General features: G+C 70.4%; 22 protein-coding genes. 12 read left to right on the forward strand and 10 right to left on the reverse strand.

Annotation, left to right across the window (positions count from 1 at the left end):
* The first annotated feature begins 30 nt into the window (after positions 1 to 30).
* The 3 genes from AB0A65_RS09230 (at position 31) to AB0A65_RS09240 (ending at position 2166) form a co-directional block, all read left to right on the forward strand.
* Positions 31 to 990: a GntR family transcriptional regulator gene (locus tag AB0A65_RS09230; protein ID WP_359948818.1), complete on the forward strand. Its 960-nt coding sequence runs from the start codon at positions 31 to 33 to the stop codon at positions 988 to 990.
* A gap of 47 nt (positions 991 to 1037) precedes the next feature.
* On the forward strand, positions 1038 to 1640 hold the full coding sequence (locus AB0A65_RS09235) for a hypothetical protein (RefSeq protein WP_359948821.1): 603 nt from the start codon (positions 1038 to 1040) through the stop codon (positions 1638 to 1640).
* An 85-nt stretch (positions 1641 to 1725) separates the two neighbouring features.
* Entirely contained in the window at positions 1726 to 2166 is a 441-nt protein-coding gene (locus AB0A65_RS09240; protein WP_359948824.1) for a hypothetical protein, read from the forward strand.
* Positions 2167 to 2226: 60 nt separating this feature from the next.
* On the opposite strand, the gene AB0A65_RS09245 is transcribed toward AB0A65_RS09240, so the two are convergent.
* Complete coding sequence (locus AB0A65_RS09245) at positions 2227 to 2460, reverse strand: DUF397 domain-containing protein (RefSeq protein WP_359948826.1); 234 nt, start codon at positions 2458 to 2460, stop codon at positions 2227 to 2229.
* 13 nt (positions 2461 to 2473) lie between these two features.
* Positions 2474 to 3274 carry a helix-turn-helix transcriptional regulator gene (locus tag AB0A65_RS09250; protein WP_359948829.1) on the reverse strand — a complete coding sequence of 267 codons (801 nt, stop codon included), beginning with the start codon at positions 3272 to 3274 and terminating at the stop codon, positions 2474 to 2476.
* A gap of 139 nt (positions 3275 to 3413) precedes the next feature.
* Here AB0A65_RS09250 and AB0A65_RS09255 point away from each other — a divergent pair, with 139 nt between their 5' ends.
* The 3 genes from AB0A65_RS09255 (at position 3414) to AB0A65_RS09265 (ending at position 4862) form a co-directional block, all read left to right on the forward strand.
* The gene (locus AB0A65_RS09255; RefSeq protein WP_359948832.1) at positions 3414 to 3686 is read left to right on the forward strand and encodes a hypothetical protein; all 273 of its coding nucleotides are present in this window, start codon (positions 3414 to 3416) and stop codon (positions 3684 to 3686) included.
* A complete protein-coding gene (locus AB0A65_RS09260) occupies positions 3679 to 3999 on the forward strand; it encodes a hypothetical protein (RefSeq protein ID WP_359948835.1) in 321 nt (106 codons plus the stop codon). The genes AB0A65_RS09255 and AB0A65_RS09260 overlap by 8 nt, the downstream gene beginning before the upstream one ends.
* Positions 4000 to 4250: 251 nt before the next feature.
* Positions 4251 to 4862: a hypothetical protein gene (locus AB0A65_RS09265; RefSeq protein WP_359948838.1), complete on the forward strand. Its 612-nt coding sequence runs from the start codon at positions 4251 to 4253 to the stop codon at positions 4860 to 4862.
* On the opposite strand, the gene AB0A65_RS09270 is transcribed toward AB0A65_RS09265, so the two are convergent.
* Positions 4843 to 5568 (reverse strand): VTT domain-containing protein, encoded by a 726-nt coding sequence (locus AB0A65_RS09270; RefSeq protein WP_359948841.1) that lies wholly within the window; start codon positions 5566 to 5568, stop codon positions 4843 to 4845. The two genes, AB0A65_RS09265 and AB0A65_RS09270, sit on opposite strands and share 20 nt — an antisense overlap.
* A gap of 161 nt (positions 5569 to 5729) precedes the next feature.
* On the opposite strand from AB0A65_RS09270, the gene AB0A65_RS09275 reads away from it, so the two are divergent.
* A complete protein-coding gene (locus AB0A65_RS09275) occupies positions 5730 to 6104 on the forward strand; it encodes an RICIN domain-containing protein (RefSeq protein ID WP_359948844.1) in 375 nt (124 codons plus the stop codon).
* Between the two features lie 25 nt (positions 6105 to 6129).
* Here AB0A65_RS09275 and AB0A65_RS09280 read toward each other — a convergent pair whose 3' ends face one another.
* The gene (locus AB0A65_RS09280; RefSeq protein ID WP_359948847.1) at positions 6130 to 6738 is read right to left on the reverse strand and encodes a hypothetical protein; all 609 of its coding nucleotides are present in this window, start codon (positions 6736 to 6738) and stop codon (positions 6130 to 6132) included.
* Positions 6739 to 6886: 148 nt separating this feature from the next.
* Between AB0A65_RS09280 and AB0A65_RS09285 the strand changes: the two genes are divergently transcribed.
* Positions 6887 to 7387, forward strand: a complete 501-nt coding sequence (locus AB0A65_RS09285) for a TetR/AcrR family transcriptional regulator (protein WP_359948850.1) — start codon at positions 6887 to 6889, stop codon at positions 7385 to 7387.
* 91 nt (positions 7388 to 7478) lie between these two features.
* Here the strand turns inward: AB0A65_RS09285 and AB0A65_RS09290 are convergent, their stop codons facing one another.
* The 6 genes from AB0A65_RS09290 to AB0A65_RS09315 are packed head-to-tail and all read right to left on the reverse strand — an operon-like array spanning position 7479 to position 13346.
* The gene (locus AB0A65_RS09290; RefSeq protein ID WP_359948853.1) at positions 7479 to 8336 is read right to left on the reverse strand and encodes a phosphogluconate dehydrogenase C-terminal domain-containing protein; all 858 of its coding nucleotides are present in this window, start codon (positions 8334 to 8336) and stop codon (positions 7479 to 7481) included.
* The gene (locus AB0A65_RS09295; protein WP_359948856.1) at positions 8333 to 9127 is read right to left on the reverse strand and encodes a TIM barrel protein; all 795 of its coding nucleotides are present in this window, start codon (positions 9125 to 9127) and stop codon (positions 8333 to 8335) included. Before AB0A65_RS09295 ends, AB0A65_RS09290 begins: the two co-directional genes overlap by 4 nt.
* On the reverse strand, positions 9124 to 9894 hold the full coding sequence (locus tag AB0A65_RS09300) for a triose-phosphate isomerase family protein (protein ID WP_359948859.1): 771 nt from the start codon (positions 9892 to 9894) through the stop codon (positions 9124 to 9126). Before AB0A65_RS09300 ends, AB0A65_RS09295 begins: the two co-directional genes overlap by 4 nt.
* Entirely contained in the window at positions 9894 to 10364 is a 471-nt protein-coding gene (locus AB0A65_RS09305) for a ribose-5-phosphate isomerase (protein ID WP_359948862.1), read from the reverse strand. The genes AB0A65_RS09300 and AB0A65_RS09305 overlap by 1 nt, the downstream gene beginning before the upstream one ends.
* On the reverse strand, positions 10357 to 12084 hold the full coding sequence (locus tag AB0A65_RS09310) for a dihydroxyacetone kinase family protein (RefSeq protein ID WP_359948865.1): 1728 nt from the start codon (positions 12082 to 12084) through the stop codon (positions 10357 to 10359). The genes AB0A65_RS09305 and AB0A65_RS09310 overlap by 8 nt, the downstream gene beginning before the upstream one ends.
* On the reverse strand, positions 12081 to 13346 hold the full coding sequence (locus tag AB0A65_RS09315; protein ID WP_359950051.1) for an MFS transporter: 1266 nt from the start codon (positions 13344 to 13346) through the stop codon (positions 12081 to 12083). The genes AB0A65_RS09310 and AB0A65_RS09315 overlap by 4 nt, the downstream gene beginning before the upstream one ends.
* A 326-nt stretch (positions 13347 to 13672) precedes the next feature.
* Here AB0A65_RS09315 and AB0A65_RS09320 point away from each other — a divergent pair, with 326 nt between their 5' ends.
* The 4 genes from AB0A65_RS09320 (at position 13673) to AB0A65_RS09335 (ending at position 16702) form a co-directional block, all read left to right on the forward strand.
* Entirely contained in the window at positions 13673 to 14410 is a 738-nt protein-coding gene (locus AB0A65_RS09320; protein WP_359948868.1) for a FadR/GntR family transcriptional regulator, read from the forward strand.
* Between the two features lie 2 nt (positions 14411 to 14412).
* A complete protein-coding gene (locus tag AB0A65_RS09325) occupies positions 14413 to 14946 on the forward strand; it encodes an SUKH-4 family immunity protein (protein WP_359948871.1) in 534 nt (177 codons plus the stop codon).
* Positions 14947 to 15162: 216 nt separating this feature from the next.
* On the forward strand, positions 15163 to 15558 hold the full coding sequence (locus tag AB0A65_RS09330) for a hypothetical protein (protein WP_359948874.1): 396 nt from the start codon (positions 15163 to 15165) through the stop codon (positions 15556 to 15558).
* 151 nt (positions 15559 to 15709) lie between these two features.
* Positions 15710 to 16702: an LLM class flavin-dependent oxidoreductase gene (locus tag AB0A65_RS09335; protein ID WP_359948877.1), complete on the forward strand. Its 993-nt coding sequence runs from the start codon at positions 15710 to 15712 to the stop codon at positions 16700 to 16702.
* Positions 16703 to 16729: the final 27 nt, after the last annotated feature.

The following is a 16729-nucleotide window of genomic DNA, read 5'->3' on the forward strand; positions in this document are numbered from 1 at the left end:
CACACCGTGGACCCGAGCCGGAGGCCGAGGATGTCGACACCGCAGGAACCGCCGTACCGCCAGATCGCCGCCGAGCTGCGGGCGGGCATCGCCGCGGGCGAGCTGCGCCCGGGCGACCGCGTGCCGTCGGTGCGCCAGATCGCGCAGCGCTGGGGCGTGGCGGCGGCGACCGCGACGAGGGTCATGGCGGTGCTGCGCGACGAGGGACTGGTGACCACCAAGGTCGGGGCCGGGACGGTGGTGAGCGACCGGCCCGCGTCCGCTCCCTCGCCCTCCCCGGCGGTCCCTGCCCCGGCGGCCGCGGCGGGCCGCCGCGGGGTCCTGCCGAAAGCCCTGACGGCGGTGCAGATCCGCCGCACCGCCGTCGCCATCGCCGACCGCGAGGGCCTGAACTCGGTGACGATGCGCAGAGTCGCCGCCGAGCTGAACGTGGGGCCCATGTCGCTCTACCGGCACGTCGAGACGAAGGAGGACCTCCTCCTCCAGATGATCGAGGAGATCACCGGCCGCGACGCCCTCCCCGCGTCCGGATCGGGCGACTGGCGGCGCGACCTGGAGTTCATCGCCCGCCGCCAGTGGGACCTGTGCCGCCGCCACCTGTGGGCGGCGCGCGCGATCTCCTTCACCCGGCCGCTGCTGGTCCCCAGCCTCGCGGACTACACCGAGTGGACGCTCCGGGCCCTCGACGGCCTCGGCCTGTCGCCGCGCACCTGCGCGCGCGAGGCCATGGCCGTGCACGCCCTGGTCACCTCCGCGGCCCTGTCCGTCGCGGAGGAGGTCGAGGCCGAGCAGGAGAGCGGCGTGTCCCTGTCGCAGTGGCACCGCACCCGGCGCCACCTGACCTCGGAGCTGTTCGACGCCAACGACTTCCCGCGCCTGGCCGCCACCCCCGAGGACGCCTTCACCGACCTGACCGCGCTCTTCGAGTACACGCTCGCCCGCCATCTCGACGGCTTCGAGGCGTTCCTCGCCAGGTCGGGACGCCCCTAGTCCCGACGACTCCCGGGCGGGGTGCGGCCGGAAGCCATACTGCGGTCATGCGCCTCCCGACCGCCATCGCCCTGACCGCGTTCGCCTTGTCCGGCTGTTCCGGCACACCCGATGACGATCCCGGGTGGGAGGTGACGGTCTACTACACGGCCGTGGAGTCCTTCCACGACGGCGCCCCGACCGAGGTCTTCGGCTGCCCCGCAATCGAATGCGACGGCGGCGACGACGTCCTCGGCGCCTACCCGGAGGACTTCGCGCAGGCCGTCGAGGACGAGGGCACCGGCCGCATCACCAGCGGCGACCACGCGGGGGAGTACCTGAACTGGTCCTACGACGTCGGCTACTGGCTCGACACCGAACCCCGCAACTCCCACGGCGACCCGTTGCGCCCCTTCGCCTCAGCGGCTGCCGACCCCGACGTCCTCCCCGAGGGCACCAGCCTCCGCATCACCGACTGCGGCGACGCCGACGACGTCGACCCCGAAGTCTGCGACCGCCTCCAAGCCGCAGCCTGGACCATAGAAGACGAATTCACCCCCGGCCTCGGCGGCACCAACCACATCGACCTCTACCTCGGCGAGGAAACCGGCCCCGACTTCACCGAAACCGCCTGGTACACCACCCTCACCAACGCCCGCATCGACTACTAGCCGCCCGCTTCCGATGACGGATCGATGACGCTTCCACTTACATTGCTTGCCACACAGACCGTTAGCGAGGCCAAGGGAGCAGGACATGGCGATGAAATGGGCCGTAGGCGAGATCGAGCCCCGCATGGACGGGGTGCCCGGATTCGTGATCGACGTCAGGGACCAGCTGTACGACACGCAGGACGCGGCACGGGAGCACTTGCAGTTCTTGCTGGACCTCGGCAGGGAGGCCAGCACCGAGGCGCAGGCTGCGAAGCTCCTGCGGGTGATGACGAGGTCGAGCCAGGCACTGCTCGTCGTGTGCCCGCCGATCCGGGGCTGGGTGGTCTTCCCGGTGCAAGGCGGACTCGCACCGGCCCAGGCGGGCGTGTTCTACCTCGACGACCACCACCAAGACCTCCTGCGCCGCTTCCAAAGCCGTCAGAACTCGACGGCCGGAGCCGGATGCGCGGTGATCGCGCTGGCGACCGTCGGCGGCCTCATCGCCGGAATTGCAGCCCTCGCCCAGATCCCGTGGCCCGCCTGAAGACCCCGGAGACACAGAACGGCCCCCGGTGACGCGGGGGCCGTCGGTCCTGCAACTTGTCTAGCGCGTCGCCTTAGCGAGGAACGCGACCCAGTCGGCGGCCGAAGCCTCCAGGATCGGGGAGGACTCCCCGAGCTTGGTGTCCCGAACCTGAGTCACCCCACCGTGCGCACGGGCCTCGACGCACTGGCCCCCCTGGCCACTGCTGCGCGACGACTTCTTCCACCGCGCCTCCAGGCATGCCCCGCCTTGGCCACCGCTACGCGACGACTTCTTCCAGTTCTCTGTCAGCATCGCTGGTCTCCCGTCATGTCAGCCGCTCGGACAATGCGAGCGTGTCCGAGAATAGTCCACGCACCCGTTCGGCCCACTTCTTGTCCGCTTCGTACATTCCGCCGAGTGGGCCCTCGTGGTAGACCACATCCCGGTTAGCCCCACCCTCGAATCCGAGAATGGTGTAGGGCCCAACCATCGAGGGGTGAAACCCCCTCGCAGGCAGGACATAGATCTCGACATTCGGCCGCTTGTTGTCTGCATGGAGCTGAGCGAGCTGCTCCTCGCAGAAGTCTGATCCTTGAAAGACATCGAGTGAGTACCGCGACTGGATCACCCGGATCTTCGTGGGCCTAGCGCTTTCGATGATCGCCTCCCGTCGCTCTGATCGGACATTGAGCGCCACTTCGATCTTCTTTAGTGTCAGAAGGCCTTCGGCTTCCATGCTCGCGCGTGAGTAAGCGCGGGTCTGCAATAGTCCCGTGACATAGCTGTCCTCGAAGATGTCGATCGAAGTCGCCAGCGGTTCGAGCTGCGTTAGCCGCTCAAACCACATCGGTCCGTTGTCGCGCCAGGTGTTCGATGAGCCCTGCCGGATCTGCTTGGCCTTCGCCTCGGCTTCGGCGATCACGTACTCCGGTGCTTCGTACTTGCGGAGGAGCCCCCCGACCATCATGGGCTCCATGTATTGGAGCTTGCCTGCCTCGTATGAGCCGACGATCTCCTTCGTGGTGCCGAGCTCCTCGGCGGCTGCGTCCCTACTAGAGAAACCGGCACGGATCCGCCAGCTCTTCAACAGGTCTCCGAGATCGCGTTGCAAGAATCCTGCGCTCATCCGAACATCCTCCCAGCCTGTGACTCTGTGTTGTCAAGCCCAAACCGGGGTGGGATTTACGCTCGGGATTTCCACTCGGCTTTTCCAAGCGGATATTTAGTACTGGATTGCGCCGCTGAACTGCACCTATGTTGTTCAAATGACCGACACCGAAGTGCAACGGGGGACCTTCGACAAGGACGGGTCCCGGTTCGACGTATGTGCCTCAAGCGCGTTGGCGCCCGAGGCGATGCGCGTCTATCAAGCGGGCGACCGGAGCGTGATCGCGCTCGTCGTCTCAGGACTCAATTCCGGTGACCTGAAAGCGAGTTGGGGCGCCGGGTGGGGCGACTACCCGCTCGAATGGCGCGACGACTTCGAGGAGCGGGCCTATCGTGCCTACGTCTCCCGAGTGCGGGTGTGCAATGGCTGATCTCGCTGCGGCAGAAGAAGGCCCGTACAACCTCCGGTCCGACGGCAAGCCCGGCGTCGAGGGCTACATAGGCGACTTCTACCGCGGCCCAGCGGTGTTCACGCTGTACTCGCTCGGCGCCCATCCGGCCGATCCGGCCCGCATCACCTCGTACCTGGTCGATGTCGAAGACGGCGCGGGCCCGCGCGAGTGCTGCCGTTTCACCGATGAGCCGGACACGGTCCCCGAGTGGGCGCGCACCTGGCAGAACGACCCGTGGTGCCCGTCGATCATGCTCCGCTGCCAAGAGCTGATCGCCCACCCGGCCGAGTAGACCAGTCGGGGTGCGTCTCCCCAGGACCCCGCCCCGACTTCCCGCCGGGCCATTGGTGGATGGCCCGGCACCGGTCCCGCCGCCTCCTTCCGGCATCACGCGGGACCCGGGGCCGCGGCCTGCTGTGACGAGCAGGCCGCGGCCTTTGCCGGGAGGGGTCCCGGCCGCGCTCAGCTACAACGGACGGCAACCCGCAGATTCAATTCCGGAGGCGCCCCGTGTCCCGCAACCCTGCAATGAGACTGCCTCGAATGCCGGGGTCTGCGATCCTCGCGGTCGTCTTCCTCGGACTCGCCGCTTTGCTCAGCATCCCCACCGGAATCGCACTCCTCGCGGAGATTCCATGGTTGAGCGCGCTCCTGTTCGCGGGAGCCGCGCTGGCCGCAGTGATCGCGGTCGGGGTGTCGCTGCGCCGCCGGTGGGCCCGCATCGGCGGCGCCGTCTGGGCCGGGACCTTGGCGGGGTTCTTCCTCATCGAGGCGATGCGGGTCGTCAACTCCGTCACCCCGAACTCCAGCTACTCGACACTCTTCGCGTTCTGGCTGGTCCTGATGCTCTTCCTGCTCCAGCGCAACACCCGGCTCTGGTGCGACGGCGGTAAGTCCCAGCCCGCACCGACCCGGCCTCGGGCCGATCCTCCGCGGGTCGGGCCGATACCGCGCCAGGCGAGGGGGCTCGCGGTCGGAGACGAGGTCGAGCTGGTCGATGATGTCGCCCGGTTGCGGGCCGGGACGATCGTCGTCATCGTGGAACTACCCGATCCCGAGGTGGTCGTGGCCGAGTATCCGCACCCGGAGACCGGAGTGCCCACCGAGGTCGTGCTCCGGCGCGGGGAGATCCGTGTCAGCGGCGGGGCCGATTAGGCCCGGCGTTCGGGCGGATGGCGGTGAGCTGGATCGTGTCGTCGGGTGCGGCGGGGCGGGGGAGGGTGAGGATCATGGTGTCGTCGGCGGCGAGGGCGGGCTTGTTTCGGCGGGCTCGGATCGCTTCGATGACCATGGGGACCACGGAGACGAGCACGATGAGGATGAAGATCGACTCGATGTGCTCGCCGATCGCGGGGATGTTGCCGAGGGCCGCGCCGAGGAGGATGATCCCGGCCGCCCAGACCACGCCGCCGATCGTGGAGTGCAGGAAGAACTTGCGGGGGTCCATGCGGCCGATCCCGGCGATCCAGGTGATGAAGGTCCGCACGAACGGCACGAAGCGGGCCAGGATGATCGCCTTCGGGCCGTGCCTTTCGAGGAACGCGTGGGTCTTCTCGACGTGCTCGCGTTTGAAGAAGCGCGAGTCCGGCTTCCGGAACAGCGCGGGACCGGCCTTGCGGCCGATCGCGTAGCCGACGACGTTGCCGATGACGGCCGCGGCGGACGCCAGCAGGCAGACCAGCCACAGCGGCGCGGCGATCGCGCCCTGCGTCACGAACAGGCCCGCGGTGAACAGGAGCGAGTCGCCCGGCAGGACCGGGAACACCGAGCTCTCCGCGAAGATGACCAGGCAGAGCCCGGCCACGACATACGGCCCGAAGGCGGTGAGCAGGTGTTCGGGATCGAGCCAGGCGGGAAGCATGCGCGCCATGCTACCGAGCGAAACCCGGAACGGCCGGGGGCGTTCGCGGCTATCTTCACCCTGTGATGAGGGTTATTGCGGGCGCCGCGGCGCTCGGAGCAGTGCTGATCGGATCTCCCGCGTCGGCTTCCGCCGATGAGTCGGTGGAGGAGCGGCGGTTCGTGAACGTGCAGTTCGGGGGCTGCCTGGACGCGAGCTCGGGGGACGAGACGCTGTCCGTGGCCCCCTGTTCGGTCGAGGCGGGGGACTACCAGGTCTGGTACACGATCCAGAGCGACCTGCACGGCGGCCCGATGCGGATCATCAACAAGGCCAACGGCTACTGCCTGGAGGGATACCGGCCGCTCGTGCTCCAGGAACCCTGCTACGGCTCGCAGAACCCGACCCAGCAGTGGATCCCCGTCCCCGGCCCCGACGGAGCCGTGTCGTACGAGAACGTCGCCTACCCGGGCCGCATGACCCAGCGCGAACCGAGCCCCTGGACGATCGGCCTGTCGACCGACCCGCTCGACGCCAGGGGCCTCTGGGCCCGCTGACGCGAGCGGGTGAGCCGGTTCGGGGTCAGGCCGTGGCGGGCGATGCCGCGCGCTGCCACAGGGACACCGCGAGCCACACGACCGCCGCCGCAAGCGTGAGCAATGCGATCTGAAGGGCCGCTTCGGGGACCAGGGCCCGCAGCCCGATCGGGAACGTCGCCGCGGCGTACAGCGCGAGCGGCACGCGCGGTGCGCCGGTGCGCCAGAGCGCGGCCGCGTACACGGCCGCCGCGAGGATGAACAGGATCGACGCCGCGGTGAGCGCGGTCCCGAGCGGCCCGGATCGCAGCGTCTCCACTTGCGCCGGTTCGAGGTACGCGAACACGAGGTTGATCACGAACTCGACGCCCACGAGCGCGCCCACCGCCGCGAGGCTGGCGAGGAGGCCGACCGTGAGCAGGCCGCTTCGCCCGCGGCTGTAAGCGAGGTAGAGCCCGAGGACGAAGCCGAGCGCGAAGATCTGCGCGAGCGGCGCGAGCAGCTGCGTGACCGCAGTGGTCGGCAGGATCTCGGCCCGCTTGGCGGTGTTGACGAGGACGATTGCCGCGCAGAGCCATCCAGCGAACGCGGCGATCCGCAGGTAGGACCGCAGTTCGGTGCGGGGTGCGGCGCGGGTGTCGAGGGGTCGGGTCATGGCGGCCTCCAAGCCGAGGGAAGATAACACTTGTTATTGCAATAACGATTGTTATCCTGGTGGTGGCGGCCTGTCAAGTACCTGGCGGGCGCGCTGCCGGGCGCGGCCGGACCGCGCCCGACCCGTCGTCCCGGAGCGGAGTCCGCGCATGCCTGCACCCACCGTCGCCGAGCAGCTGGTCCTCGGCGGACGCGCGCTCATCAGCAGCGAAGGCACCGCCGACCTCTCCGTGCGCCGCCTCGTCGAAGCCGCGGGACGTTCGACCATGTGCGTCTACAGCCACTTCGGCAACCGCAAGCGCCTCCTCGCCGAGGTCTACCGCTCCTGCGCCGACGACCTGACCGCCGCGCTCGCCGGCGCCCGTGACGCCATCGGCCTCGAACGCGACTACACCGCTTACGCCCGCAAGGAACCCCGGCACTTCCTGTACCTGTTCGCCGTCGACCTGGAGACCTTCGGGCTCGACCAGTCCCTCCGCCTCGACCTCATCGACACGGTCCTCGACCGCGCCGCCGCCCACCTCGAAGGCGACCGGCACGACGCCCTCGCCTGGTGGCTCCGCCTCCACGGCGCGGTCTGGCTCGACACCGTCCAGCGCCTCGCCGGATCACCCGACCGGTTCGACACCACCACCGCACGCCGGCGCTGACCGGGCCCCGGTTCGGCGCCCGGCGGGCAGGCGAAAGGTCCCGGAGCGCCGCACACGTCTTGACCTGGCGTTCCGGGACCTTTCGGGTCTATCAGCGCTCGATCTTGTCGAGGTGGAGCATGCGGGCGAGGTTCTTGTCGAGCTCGTCGTCCTGGAAGATCTTCTTCCAGTCGTCCTTGACGATCGACTCGCGGCCGTAGTCCATGGCGATGAGGCACGCCTCGCTGAACGGGTTGTCGCCGCGGAGGCCGTTGGCGAGTGCGACCTGGGTGTGGCCCAGGAGGATCGAGCGGGCGGCGGCTTCGGGGACGCCCATCGTGTTGACGGCCTCGTCCAGGGACTCCTTGAGGAGCGCGCCGACCATGCACGCGATCGTCTCCACGAGCGTCGGCTCCAGCTGCGCGAGCTGCTTCACCGTGACCCAGTGGACGTCGATCACCGGGGCGTAGATCGCCCGCACGGTGGCCTCCACGATCGCTTTCGCGGCCGGGTCGTCGGACTCGACGGCGGCGATGGCGTCCTGGGGGGCGGCGATGCCGCCGAAGGTGTCCGCGTACTCCTCGGGCGTGGTGCGCTGCAAGAAGATCGACGGGTGGCACGGGTGCGCCACGGCCTGCACGACGTCCTCGCGCTTGGTCAGCAGGCCCGCGTACGCGGCCGCCGGGTCCAGGGTCAGAGCGATCGCACCGGACTTCATGAGCGGCACCGCCTCGGCCGTGACCGACTGGAGCGCCAGGTCGGGGACGGCGAGGACCACGATGTCGGCGTCGGCCACGGCCGCGGCGAGGTCGGTCAGCTCGCGGCCCGCGTCGACCGTGCGCTCGCGGCCGGCGGGGGAGTTCTCCACGTAGGCGACGGTGTGCGCGGTCTTCACCAGGTTGTTCGAGACGCGCATGCCCATCTTGCCGCCCGCCCCGATCACGGCGATGTTGTAGGTCTCGGTGCTCATCGGATGCTCCTCAAATAGTCCACTGTGGTTCGTGTCCAGGCCTGCTCGGCGCGGACGGTCGCTTCGGCGCCGCCCTGCCACGGCAGCCAGTGCTCGACGATCTCGTTGACGCCGCGCTCGCGCGGGCGCACCTCCCGCAGCAGGTGCGGGTAGTCGTGCAGGCCGGTCCCCATCGCCGCGCCCGAGTAGGTGAACCCCACCCAGCCGTCCTGCCTGGCGAACGCGAAGTCCTTGACATGCACGTTGACCGTGACGGGGGCCGCGAGCTCCACGACCTGCCTCGGCTGTTCGAGCCTGGCGACGACGTTCGCGGGGTCGAGGCAGATGCCGATGTTCGGGCTGCCGGCGGCCGCTACGAGTTCGACAAGGTTCTCTGTGGCGACCTGCTCGTAGGTTTCGAGCGCGAGCGTCACTCCCTCGGTTTCGTAGGCCGGGAGCGACTCGGTCAGCCACGTCAGTGCCTGGGGGAGCGTCGGCGCCGAGTTCGGGCCGGTGACCATGCTCCGCACCAGCTTCGCGTCGAAGAGCTCGGCCAGCGCGAGGAAGCGGGTCAGGCGTTCGGGCTCGATTCCCTTGGTGCCCAGTTCGATCCGGAGACCCAGCTCGCGGGCGGCCCGCGCGGCGTCCTTCAGGTCGCGGTCCGACATGGTTTCGAGCGGCGCGTAGTCGCAGACCTGGAAGAGGTCCACGCCCAGCTCACGGGTCGCCTCGAAGGCGCCCGTCAGCGAGAGCGGGCGCTCCACCCGGTCCGAGTGCTGCCAGAAGAAGGCATAGGTCCCCAGGCCGATCATGACGCCGCCCTCGCCTCGGCCAGCGCGGTCGCCTCGTCCAGCACCGCCGCCAGGTTCTCCGGGTCGTGCGCGAAGCGGCCCAGGAACAGGCCGTCGACCGACTTCCCCAGGGCCGTCAGCAGACCGGGGCCCGCGGAGCCGCCGTAGATGACGGTGGAACCCGTGCGGTCCGGCGCGATGTCCAGCGCCGTGCGCAAAGTCGAGGTCACGGCCGCGATGTGCTCGACCGGAGCGGGCTCGGCCGCGCCGATCGCCCACACCGGCTCGTACGCCACCACGACCGGACCCGCCGGTGCGCCCGACAGGCTCCGGCGCAGCTGCGCCACCGTGGCCGCCGCGGCGGCCTTGGGGCCCAGGCGGTCCGATTCGCCGACGCACACCAGCGGCGTCACGCCGGAACGCAGGGAGGCAGCGGCCTTCGCCGCCACCGCGTCGTCGGTCTCGCCGAAGAGGCGGCGGCGCTCGGCGTGGCCGATCTCCGCGATCGAGACGCCGACCTCTGCGAGCTCGGCGGCGCTTACCTCGCCGGTGAACGGACCGGAGTCCGCGACCGCGACGTCCTGCGCGCCGATGCGGATCGGCATGTGCGCGAACGCCTCGCGGGCCGGGAGGATCTGGAGGTAGGTGGGGATCACGAACAGCTCGACCGCGCCCGAGGCCAGGCCCGGGTGCGAGCGCACGCGGTCGGCGACGCGCGCGAACCAGTCCTTCGCTGCGGCGTGCCCGAAGTACATCTTCAGGCTCACCCCGACCACCACCGGCGCCATCAGCAGGACCCGGTGGTCTCGAACTCGCCGATGACCGCGACCTTCTCGGCCGAGGCGCTCTGCGGGTCGAAGCGGTAGTCGAGCCACTCGCGGACCAGGCGGCGGGCGAGTTCGACGCCGATGACGCGCTGGCCCATGGTGAGGACCTGGGCGTCGTTGGAGAGGACGCTGCGTTCGACGGAGAAGCTGTCGTGGGCCGTGGCGGCGCGGATGCCGGGGACCTTGTTGGCGGCGATGGCGACGCCGAGGCCGGTGCCGCAGATGAGGAGGGCGCGGTCGGCCTGGCCGTCGGCGACGCGCTGGGCGGCCTCGATGGCGACCTTCGGGTACGGGGTGTGGCCTTCGGCGTCCACGCCGACGTCCACTACGGACGCGACTCCGGCGTGGCCTTCGAGGTCCCGCTTGAGGATCTCCTTGTAGTCGAAGCCGGCGTCGTCGCTGCCTACCACGATGTGCAGGGGCTCAGGCATGGTCGTTCCTTCCTTCGAGCAGTTCGCCGATCGCGGTGGCGATCAGTGCGAGGGAGTGGGCACCCGGGTCGGGGGTGCCGAGGCTCTTGCCGGCGTGCGGGCGGGCGCGGCCCATGCGGGGGAGGAGGTCCGCGGTGGCCTTGGCGGCGCGCGCGGCGTCCTCGGCGGCGGCCTTCCACGCGGTGCGGAGGTCGGCTCCGGCGTCGGCGTTGCGTTGCAGCGCTTCGGCGAACGGCACGAGCGCGTCGACCAGGGTCTTGTCGCCGATCTCGGCCTTGCCGTAGTCCATGACGCCCTTGGCGCCGTCGGCCACGCCGGCTGCGAGGTCGGCCAATGACGGTTTCCCGTTGTCGCCCAGCCGGTTCGCGACACCGGTGAGGATCACGCCCCACAGCGCCCCGGAGGTGCCCCCGGCCTTGTCGGCCCAGGCCGCGGCGGCGCGGGCCAGGGTGGTGCCCGCGCCTGCGCCTGCTGCGGCGGTCCCGGCCGCAAGGGCGGCTTTGGCGCCGCGCTGCATGCCGATCCCGTGGTCGCCGTCTCCGGCGATGGCGTCGATGCGGCCGAGTTCGTCCACATTGGCGTCGATGACGGCGGCGATGACCTCCAGGGCGGCGCGGACGGTGCCCGCGGCCTCCCGGGACGCCTCGTCGGCCTCGGGGACGGCGTCCGCGTCGGCGGCGGCACTCCCCTTGGCGGCCTTGAGCTGTGCGGCGTTCACCGAACCGCGGCGGTACGCCGGGGCGTCCACCGGGGTCTCCCACAGCGCCTCCAGCTCCTCGTCCGGCCAGAACAGCGTGAGCGAGGTCCCGGCCATGTCGAAGCTCGTGCAGTACTCGCCCACGTGCGGGTCCACGATGACGAGCCCGGCGGCCTCAAGCAGCTGCGCCACCCGCCGGTAGACGACGAACAGCTCCTCGTACTTCAGCGACCCGAGCCCGTTGAGGATCGGCACGACCCGCGCGCCCGCGACGGCGACCCCGTCAGGGACCTCGTCCAGGAGCTTCGCGACGAGCAGCTCCGCGAGGCCGTCCGCGGTGGGGATGTCGGTCTCGTCGATGCCGGGCTCGCCGTGGATGCCGAGCCCGACCGCCATGCGGCCCTCGGGGACCGAGAACAGCGGCTCGTCGGCACCGGGGAGCGTGCAGCCCGAGAACGCGACGCCGAACGACCGCGTGCGGTCGTTGGCGAGGCGCGCGAGGCGCTCGACCCCGGCGAGGTCGTGCCCGACCTCGGCCGCGGCGGCGGCGATGCGGAAGACCGCGAGGTCACCGGCGATGCCGCGCCGCTTGTGGCGCTCTTCCAATGTGGCGCTGAAGATGTCGTCGGTGACGGCCACCGTCGCGCACGGGACGCCTTCGGCGCGCAGGCGCTCCTGGGCCGCGTCGAAGTTGAGCACGTCCCCGGCGTAGTTCCCGTACGTGAAGAGCACGCCGCCGCCGTTGTCGGCGGCCTTGGCAACCGCCTGAATCTGCTGCGTGGAAGGCGATGCGAACAGGTTGCCCATGGCCGCGCCGTGCGCGAGGCCCTGGCCGACGAGGCCGCCGAACGCCGGGTAGTGCCCGGAACCGCCGCCGACCACCACGGCCACCTGGCCGCGGGGGGACTCGGTGGCGCGGACGACGCCGCCGGTCACGCGCTGCACGTGGCGTCCGTTGGCGGCCGCGAAGCCGTCGGTCATCTCGTCGGCGAAGTCGGCGGGGTCGTTCCAGATCCGGGTCATCGCGCTTCCGCCTCCTCAAGGTCTGCAACGGCACTGCTCTTGTCGCGGCGCGCGAGCGCCACCATGAGCACCGCGGACAGGAGCATGAACCCGCCGACGACGGCCATCGCGAGCTCGTACCCGCCGGTCCAGTCGTGGACGGCGCCGGTGACGTACGGGGCGCTGAACCCGGCGAGGTTGCCGACGGTGTTGATGAGCGCGACGCCCGCCGCTGCGGCGGCGCCGGTCAGGAAGCGGGTCGGGAGCGTCCAGAAGTTCGGGAGCGCCGCGAAGATCGCGCAGGCCGTCACGGTGATGACCGCGATGGTCGCGGCGGGCGAGTCCACGAGCAGCGCGAGCGGGATCGAGACCGCGCCGAGCACGGCCGGGACGGCGATGTGCCAGGTCTTGAGGCCGCGCTTGGAGGCGTCCTTGGACCAGAAGTACATGGCGACGGCCGCGGGCAGGTACGGGATCGCGGTGATGAGGCCCTTCTCGAACACGTCGAACTCGGTGCCCGCGGCGGCCTGGAAGCCGTCGATGATCGTGGGCAGGAAGAACGCGAGCGCGTAGAGGCCGTAGATGAAGCCGAAGTAGATGAAGGACAGCGTCCAGACGCGGCCGCTCTTGAAGGCGTGCTTGACGGACGGGTGCTTGCCGCTCGCCTCGGTGGTCTTCTGCTCGGCTTCGAGGGCGCCGGTGAGCCAGGTCTGCTCCTCGGGGGTGAGCCACTTGGCGTCGGCGGGCTTGTCCTTGAGGTAGAACCAGGCGATGATCCCGACGACGATCGCGGGGATCGCGACGCCCATGAACATGAAGCGCCAGCCTTCGAGGCCGAAGAACACGCCGTGCTGCTGGATGAGGGCGCCCGCGAGGGGCGCGCCGATCACCGTCGTCAGGGGCTGGGCCAGGTAGAACAGCATGAGGATGCGGCCGCGGTACTGCGAGGGCACCCACAGGCTCAGGAAGAGGATCGCCCCGGGGAAGAACCCGGCCTCGGCGACGCCGAGGAGGAAGCGGAGGGCGACGAGCTGCTCGAAGTTCTGCACCCACGTGAACAGGAGCGCGACGATGCCCCAGCTGATCATGATGCGCGCCAGCCAGCGGCGGGCGCCGAACTTGTGGAGGGCCAGGTTGGACGGCACTTCCAGCAGGATGTAGCCGATGAAGAACACGCCGGACGCGAAGCCGAACTGGGCGGCGGAGAGCGCCAGGTCCCCGTTCATGCCGTTGGGCGCGGCGAACCCGATCGCGGTGCGGTCGAGGTAGTTGATGAAGAACATCAAGGCGACGAACGGCACGAGGCGGATCGAGACCTTGCGGATGGCGCTGCGGGCTACGGGCGGCGCTTCGGGGGCTGCGGACCGGTTCACGGTGTCTCCTGACATCGGCTCTGATGACAACGGGGGCGTCTCCCATATTGGCTAACCGGTTGACCAATTGCAACGTGATGTCCCACATGTTGATCATCTTGTAATGAAGCGGCAGCTCGCAGGGGTTGCAGAGAATCCCCGGACCGGCCGCGGGCCGCCTGGACCGCGACTAGACCGGCGTCGCATCCGGGCAGGAAGGGTGGTTTCACCGCGCAAGGGGACGGTAAATTGCTTCCATGCCCGCCTACCCAGGAGACCGCGCCGCCGACATCGCCGCCTCGCTCGGCGCCCTGCCGAGCAGCAGCCCGGTCTCAGAGGTCGCGCGTCAGCTCCTCGACCTGTTCACCAGCGGCTCCATCGAGCCCGGGACGCGCCTGCCCGCCGAACGGCAGCTCGCCACCACCCTCGGCGTCGGCCGCTCCGCCGTCCGCGAGGCACTCGCGGCGCTCGAACTCCTCGGCATCGTCGACGTGCGCCCCGGCTCCGGCACCTACCTGCGCGGCACCGCCTCCGAACTGCTCCCGCAGACGCTCCGCTGGGGCCTCCTCATCGGCCGCCGCAAGACCGACGAACTCCTGGAACTGCGCTCCGGCCTGGAGATCTACGTGGCCCGCCTCGCCGCCTCCGGCGCCTCCGAGGACGACCTCGCCGCGCTCGCCGGGCACGTCGCCCGCATGAGGGACGCCGACGGCGACCTGGCCGCGTTCGCCGAGGCCGACCGCGACTTCCACAACGCGCTCGCGCGGGCCGCGGGCAACGAGGTCCTCATCGACCTCCTCGACGTCGTGCGCTCCCTCCTCCAGGTCTACGCCGACCGCGCCGTCTCCGGCGCCGAGGAGGCCCGCACCGCCCTCGACGAGCACGACGCGATCCTCCGCGCCGTCACCTCCCGCGACCACGACGCCGCCGCCTCCGCGATGGCCGTCCACATGGCGACCGCCTCAATCCGCCTCGCGGCAGAGCAGGCGGGCTGACCATGACCCCCGCGCCGCCCTCCGACAAGACCGCGTTCGTCTGGGGCCCAAGCGACCTCATGGAACTCCCGCGCGCCGGGCTCCTCGAACTCGGCGTCCCCGCCGCGGGCCTCCCCGAGGACGACTGGGTGCCCCGGCTCGTGCCCGGCGTGTACGACGCCGACGGCGCGCCCGAACCGCTTACGCCGTTTGCGGTGATCGAGTTGCAGGCCGGGGACGTCACGGTCGACATGCGGCTCATCCTGCTCGGCACGGTCCCCGGCTCGGCGAACCTGCTGTACGTGCTCGACCCCGCCTCCGGCGAGGTCCTCCAGTTCGACCGCCGCAGCCACGGCGTGCGCGGCGTGAACTCCTCCTACCGCTGGTTCGTGGAGTTCCTGTGGCAGATCGAGGCCGCCAAGAAGCAGCGCGGCGCCGACCTCGCCGACGTCCTCGGCCCCGGCCTGCGCGCGACCCTCGGCACCGTCGACCCGTTCGCGTTCCAGGCTGAGCAGTGGTGGCCCGCGGTGTGGAAGGAACTCGCCCCTTCGGGCTGACCGCCCGGAACGGCCCGACCCGTGCGGAATCCGTGCGGCACCCGTGCAGTGCCGCGCCAGGATTCGACCCGAAACCGTCGAACTCCTCAAGAATCGGACCGCACATGACCGCACACCGCCCCGAGACCCCCAGCGACCCCGTCGAGTCCGCGATCGGGACGCCCCCCACGTTCCCCCGCCCGCCCCGCTGACCCCTCCTCTCTGAACGGATCACTCATGGTCTCGACACAACGCCGCATACTCGGTTCTGCCGCAGCCGCCCTCTTCGCCTGCTCCCTGTTCACCGGCGCTGCTCCCGCCGGCGCCGTCGACCTTTCCGCGCAGGACACATGCCTGCGGGGAGAAGTCTGCGTCTACAACGGGAACGGCACGCTGATCTGGAGCAGCCAAGGCAACCTCGACGTCGTCCTCCCGCAGTTCGAGGGCGGCGGGAAGATCCGCAACAACGGCTGGCCCGACCCCGGCAAGGATCACATCCGTTACCAGGGCGTCTCCTTCTACGGCGATGAAATCGACGGGTGCCTGCACTACCCCAATGACGACGAGCCCACCGAAGCGGTGATCTGGAACAACGCCTACATCACCAAGATCACCTGGATCGGCGCCTGCTAGCGGCCTGAGCAGGGCGCCCCGGGAGTAGGGGCGGGGCGCCCTCCGGGGCGGTGACGAGGGTCATGGGGGAAACGGACCCCGGTCCGGGATTGCGGGAGGCGCGGGGAGCGTTGCGCGAAGGGCGAACCCGAACTTTGAAAGGCGGCCGTCCATGCCCGTAGCCCTGTCGATCCTCGACCTCGCGCCGATCGCGCCCGGACGGACCGCGCGCGACAGCTTCGCCGCGAGCGTCGAGCTCGCCCGCGCCGCCGAGCGCACCGGCTACGAGCGCGTCTGGTACGCCGAGCACCACTCCATGCCGACCATCGCGTCGAGCGCGACCAGCCTCGTCATCGGCCACGTCGCCGAGCACACCGAGACGATCCGCCTCGGCGCCGGCGGGATCATGCTGCCCAACCACTCGCCGCTCGTCATCGCCGAGCAGTTCGGCACGCTCGAATCGCTGTTCCCCGGCCGCATCGACCTCGGCCTGGGCCGCGCGCCCGGCACCGACCGGCAGACCATGCGCGCGATCCGCCGCGACGCGACCTCCTCCGACACGTTCCCGCAGGACGTGCTCGAACTTCAGGGCTACCTGCGCGGCAAGTCCCTCATCGAGGGCGTGCAGGCCGTGCCCACCGCCGACACCGAAGTGCCCCTGTACCTCCTGGGCTCCTCCCTGTTCGGCGCCCAGCTCGCCGCCCGCCTCGGCCTGCCGTACGCGTTCGCCTCGCACTTCGCGCCCGACGCCCTCCACGAGGCCGTCGCGGTCTACCGCGAGCAGTTCCAGCCCTCCGAGCAGCTCGCCGAGCCGTACCTCATCGCGGGCGTGAACGTGTTCGCCGCCGAGGACCACGAGTCCGCGGACGCCCAGCGCCGCATCGCCTTCCGCAACCGCGCCCGCGCGTTCATCGCCCGCGGCCCGCAGGGCGGCGAGTACACCGACGACGAGATCGACGAGTTCCTGGCCTCGCCCGCGGGCGCGCAGCTCTCCAACATGGCCCGGTACACCGCGGTCGGCGGCCCCGAGGACGTGCGCGCGTTCCTGGAGTCCTTCGCCGCCGCGACCGGCGCCGACGAGCTCATCACCGTCCACTACACCGAGCAGGTCCCCGACCGGCTCCGCTCGGTCGAGATCACCGCCGCGGCCATGGGCATCGGCTAGCGAGTCACACGCGCACCACACGAGGCC

Source organism: Glycomyces sp. NPDC047010 (assembly GCF_040644205.1).
Taxonomy (GTDB): domain Bacteria; phylum Actinomycetota; class Actinomycetes; order Mycobacteriales; family Micromonosporaceae; genus Glycomyces.

Bases quoted from the DNA above. Each gene is read 5' to 3' on its own strand.
- AB0A65_RS09230 (WP_359948818.1), top strand. From the start codon at position 31: ATGTCGACACCGCAGGAACCGCCGTACCGCCAGATCGCCGCCGAGCTG.
- AB0A65_RS09235 (WP_359948821.1), top strand. From the start codon at position 1,038: ATGCGCCTCCCGACCGCCATCGCCCTGACCGCGTTCGCCTTGTCCGGC.
- AB0A65_RS09240 (WP_359948824.1), top strand. From the start codon at position 1,726: ATGGCGATGAAATGGGCCGTAGGCGAGATCGAGCCCCGCATGGACGGG.
- AB0A65_RS09245 (WP_359948826.1), bottom strand. From the start codon at position 2,460: ATGCTGACAGAGAACTGGAAGAAGTCGTCGCGTAGCGGTGGCCAAGGC.
- AB0A65_RS09250 (WP_359948829.1), bottom strand. From the start codon at position 3,274: ATGAGCGCAGGATTCTTGCAACGCGATCTCGGAGACCTGTTGAAGAGC.
- AB0A65_RS09255 (WP_359948832.1), top strand. From the start codon at position 3,414: ATGACCGACACCGAAGTGCAACGGGGGACCTTCGACAAGGACGGGTCC.
- AB0A65_RS09260 (WP_359948835.1), top strand. From the start codon at position 3,679: ATGGCTGATCTCGCTGCGGCAGAAGAAGGCCCGTACAACCTCCGGTCC.
- AB0A65_RS09265 (WP_359948838.1), top strand. From the start codon at position 4,251: ATGCCGGGGTCTGCGATCCTCGCGGTCGTCTTCCTCGGACTCGCCGCT.
- AB0A65_RS09270 (WP_359948841.1), bottom strand. From the start codon at position 5,568: ATGCTTCCCGCCTGGCTCGATCCCGAACACCTGCTCACCGCCTTCGGG.
- AB0A65_RS09280 (WP_359948847.1), bottom strand. From the start codon at position 6,738: ATGACCCGACCCCTCGACACCCGCGCCGCACCCCGCACCGAACTGCGG.
- AB0A65_RS09285 (WP_359948850.1), top strand. From the start codon at position 6,887: ATGCCTGCACCCACCGTCGCCGAGCAGCTGGTCCTCGGCGGACGCGCG.
- AB0A65_RS09290 (WP_359948853.1), bottom strand. From the start codon at position 8,336: ATGAGCACCGAGACCTACAACATCGCCGTGATCGGGGCGGGCGGCAAG.
- AB0A65_RS09295 (WP_359948856.1), bottom strand. From the start codon at position 9,127: ATGATCGGCCTGGGGACCTATGCCTTCTTCTGGCAGCACTCGGACCGG.
- AB0A65_RS09300 (WP_359948859.1), bottom strand. From the start codon at position 9,894: ATGGCGCCGGTGGTGGTCGGGGTGAGCCTGAAGATGTACTTCGGGCAC.
- AB0A65_RS09305 (WP_359948862.1), bottom strand. From the start codon at position 10,364: ATGCCTGAGCCCCTGCACATCGTGGTAGGCAGCGACGACGCCGGCTTC.
- AB0A65_RS09310 (WP_359948865.1), bottom strand. From the start codon at position 12,084: ATGACCCGGATCTGGAACGACCCCGCCGACTTCGCCGACGAGATGACC.
- AB0A65_RS09315 (WP_359950051.1), bottom strand. From the start codon at position 13,346: ATGTTCTTCATCAACTACCTCGACCGCACCGCGATCGGGTTCGCCGCG.
- AB0A65_RS09320 (WP_359948868.1), top strand. From the start codon at position 13,673: ATGCCCGCCTACCCAGGAGACCGCGCCGCCGACATCGCCGCCTCGCTC.
- AB0A65_RS09325 (WP_359948871.1), top strand. From the start codon at position 14,413: ATGACCCCCGCGCCGCCCTCCGACAAGACCGCGTTCGTCTGGGGCCCA.
- AB0A65_RS09330 (WP_359948874.1), top strand. From the start codon at position 15,163: ATGGTCTCGACACAACGCCGCATACTCGGTTCTGCCGCAGCCGCCCTC.
- AB0A65_RS09335 (WP_359948877.1), top strand. From the start codon at position 15,710: ATGCCCGTAGCCCTGTCGATCCTCGACCTCGCGCCGATCGCGCCCGGA.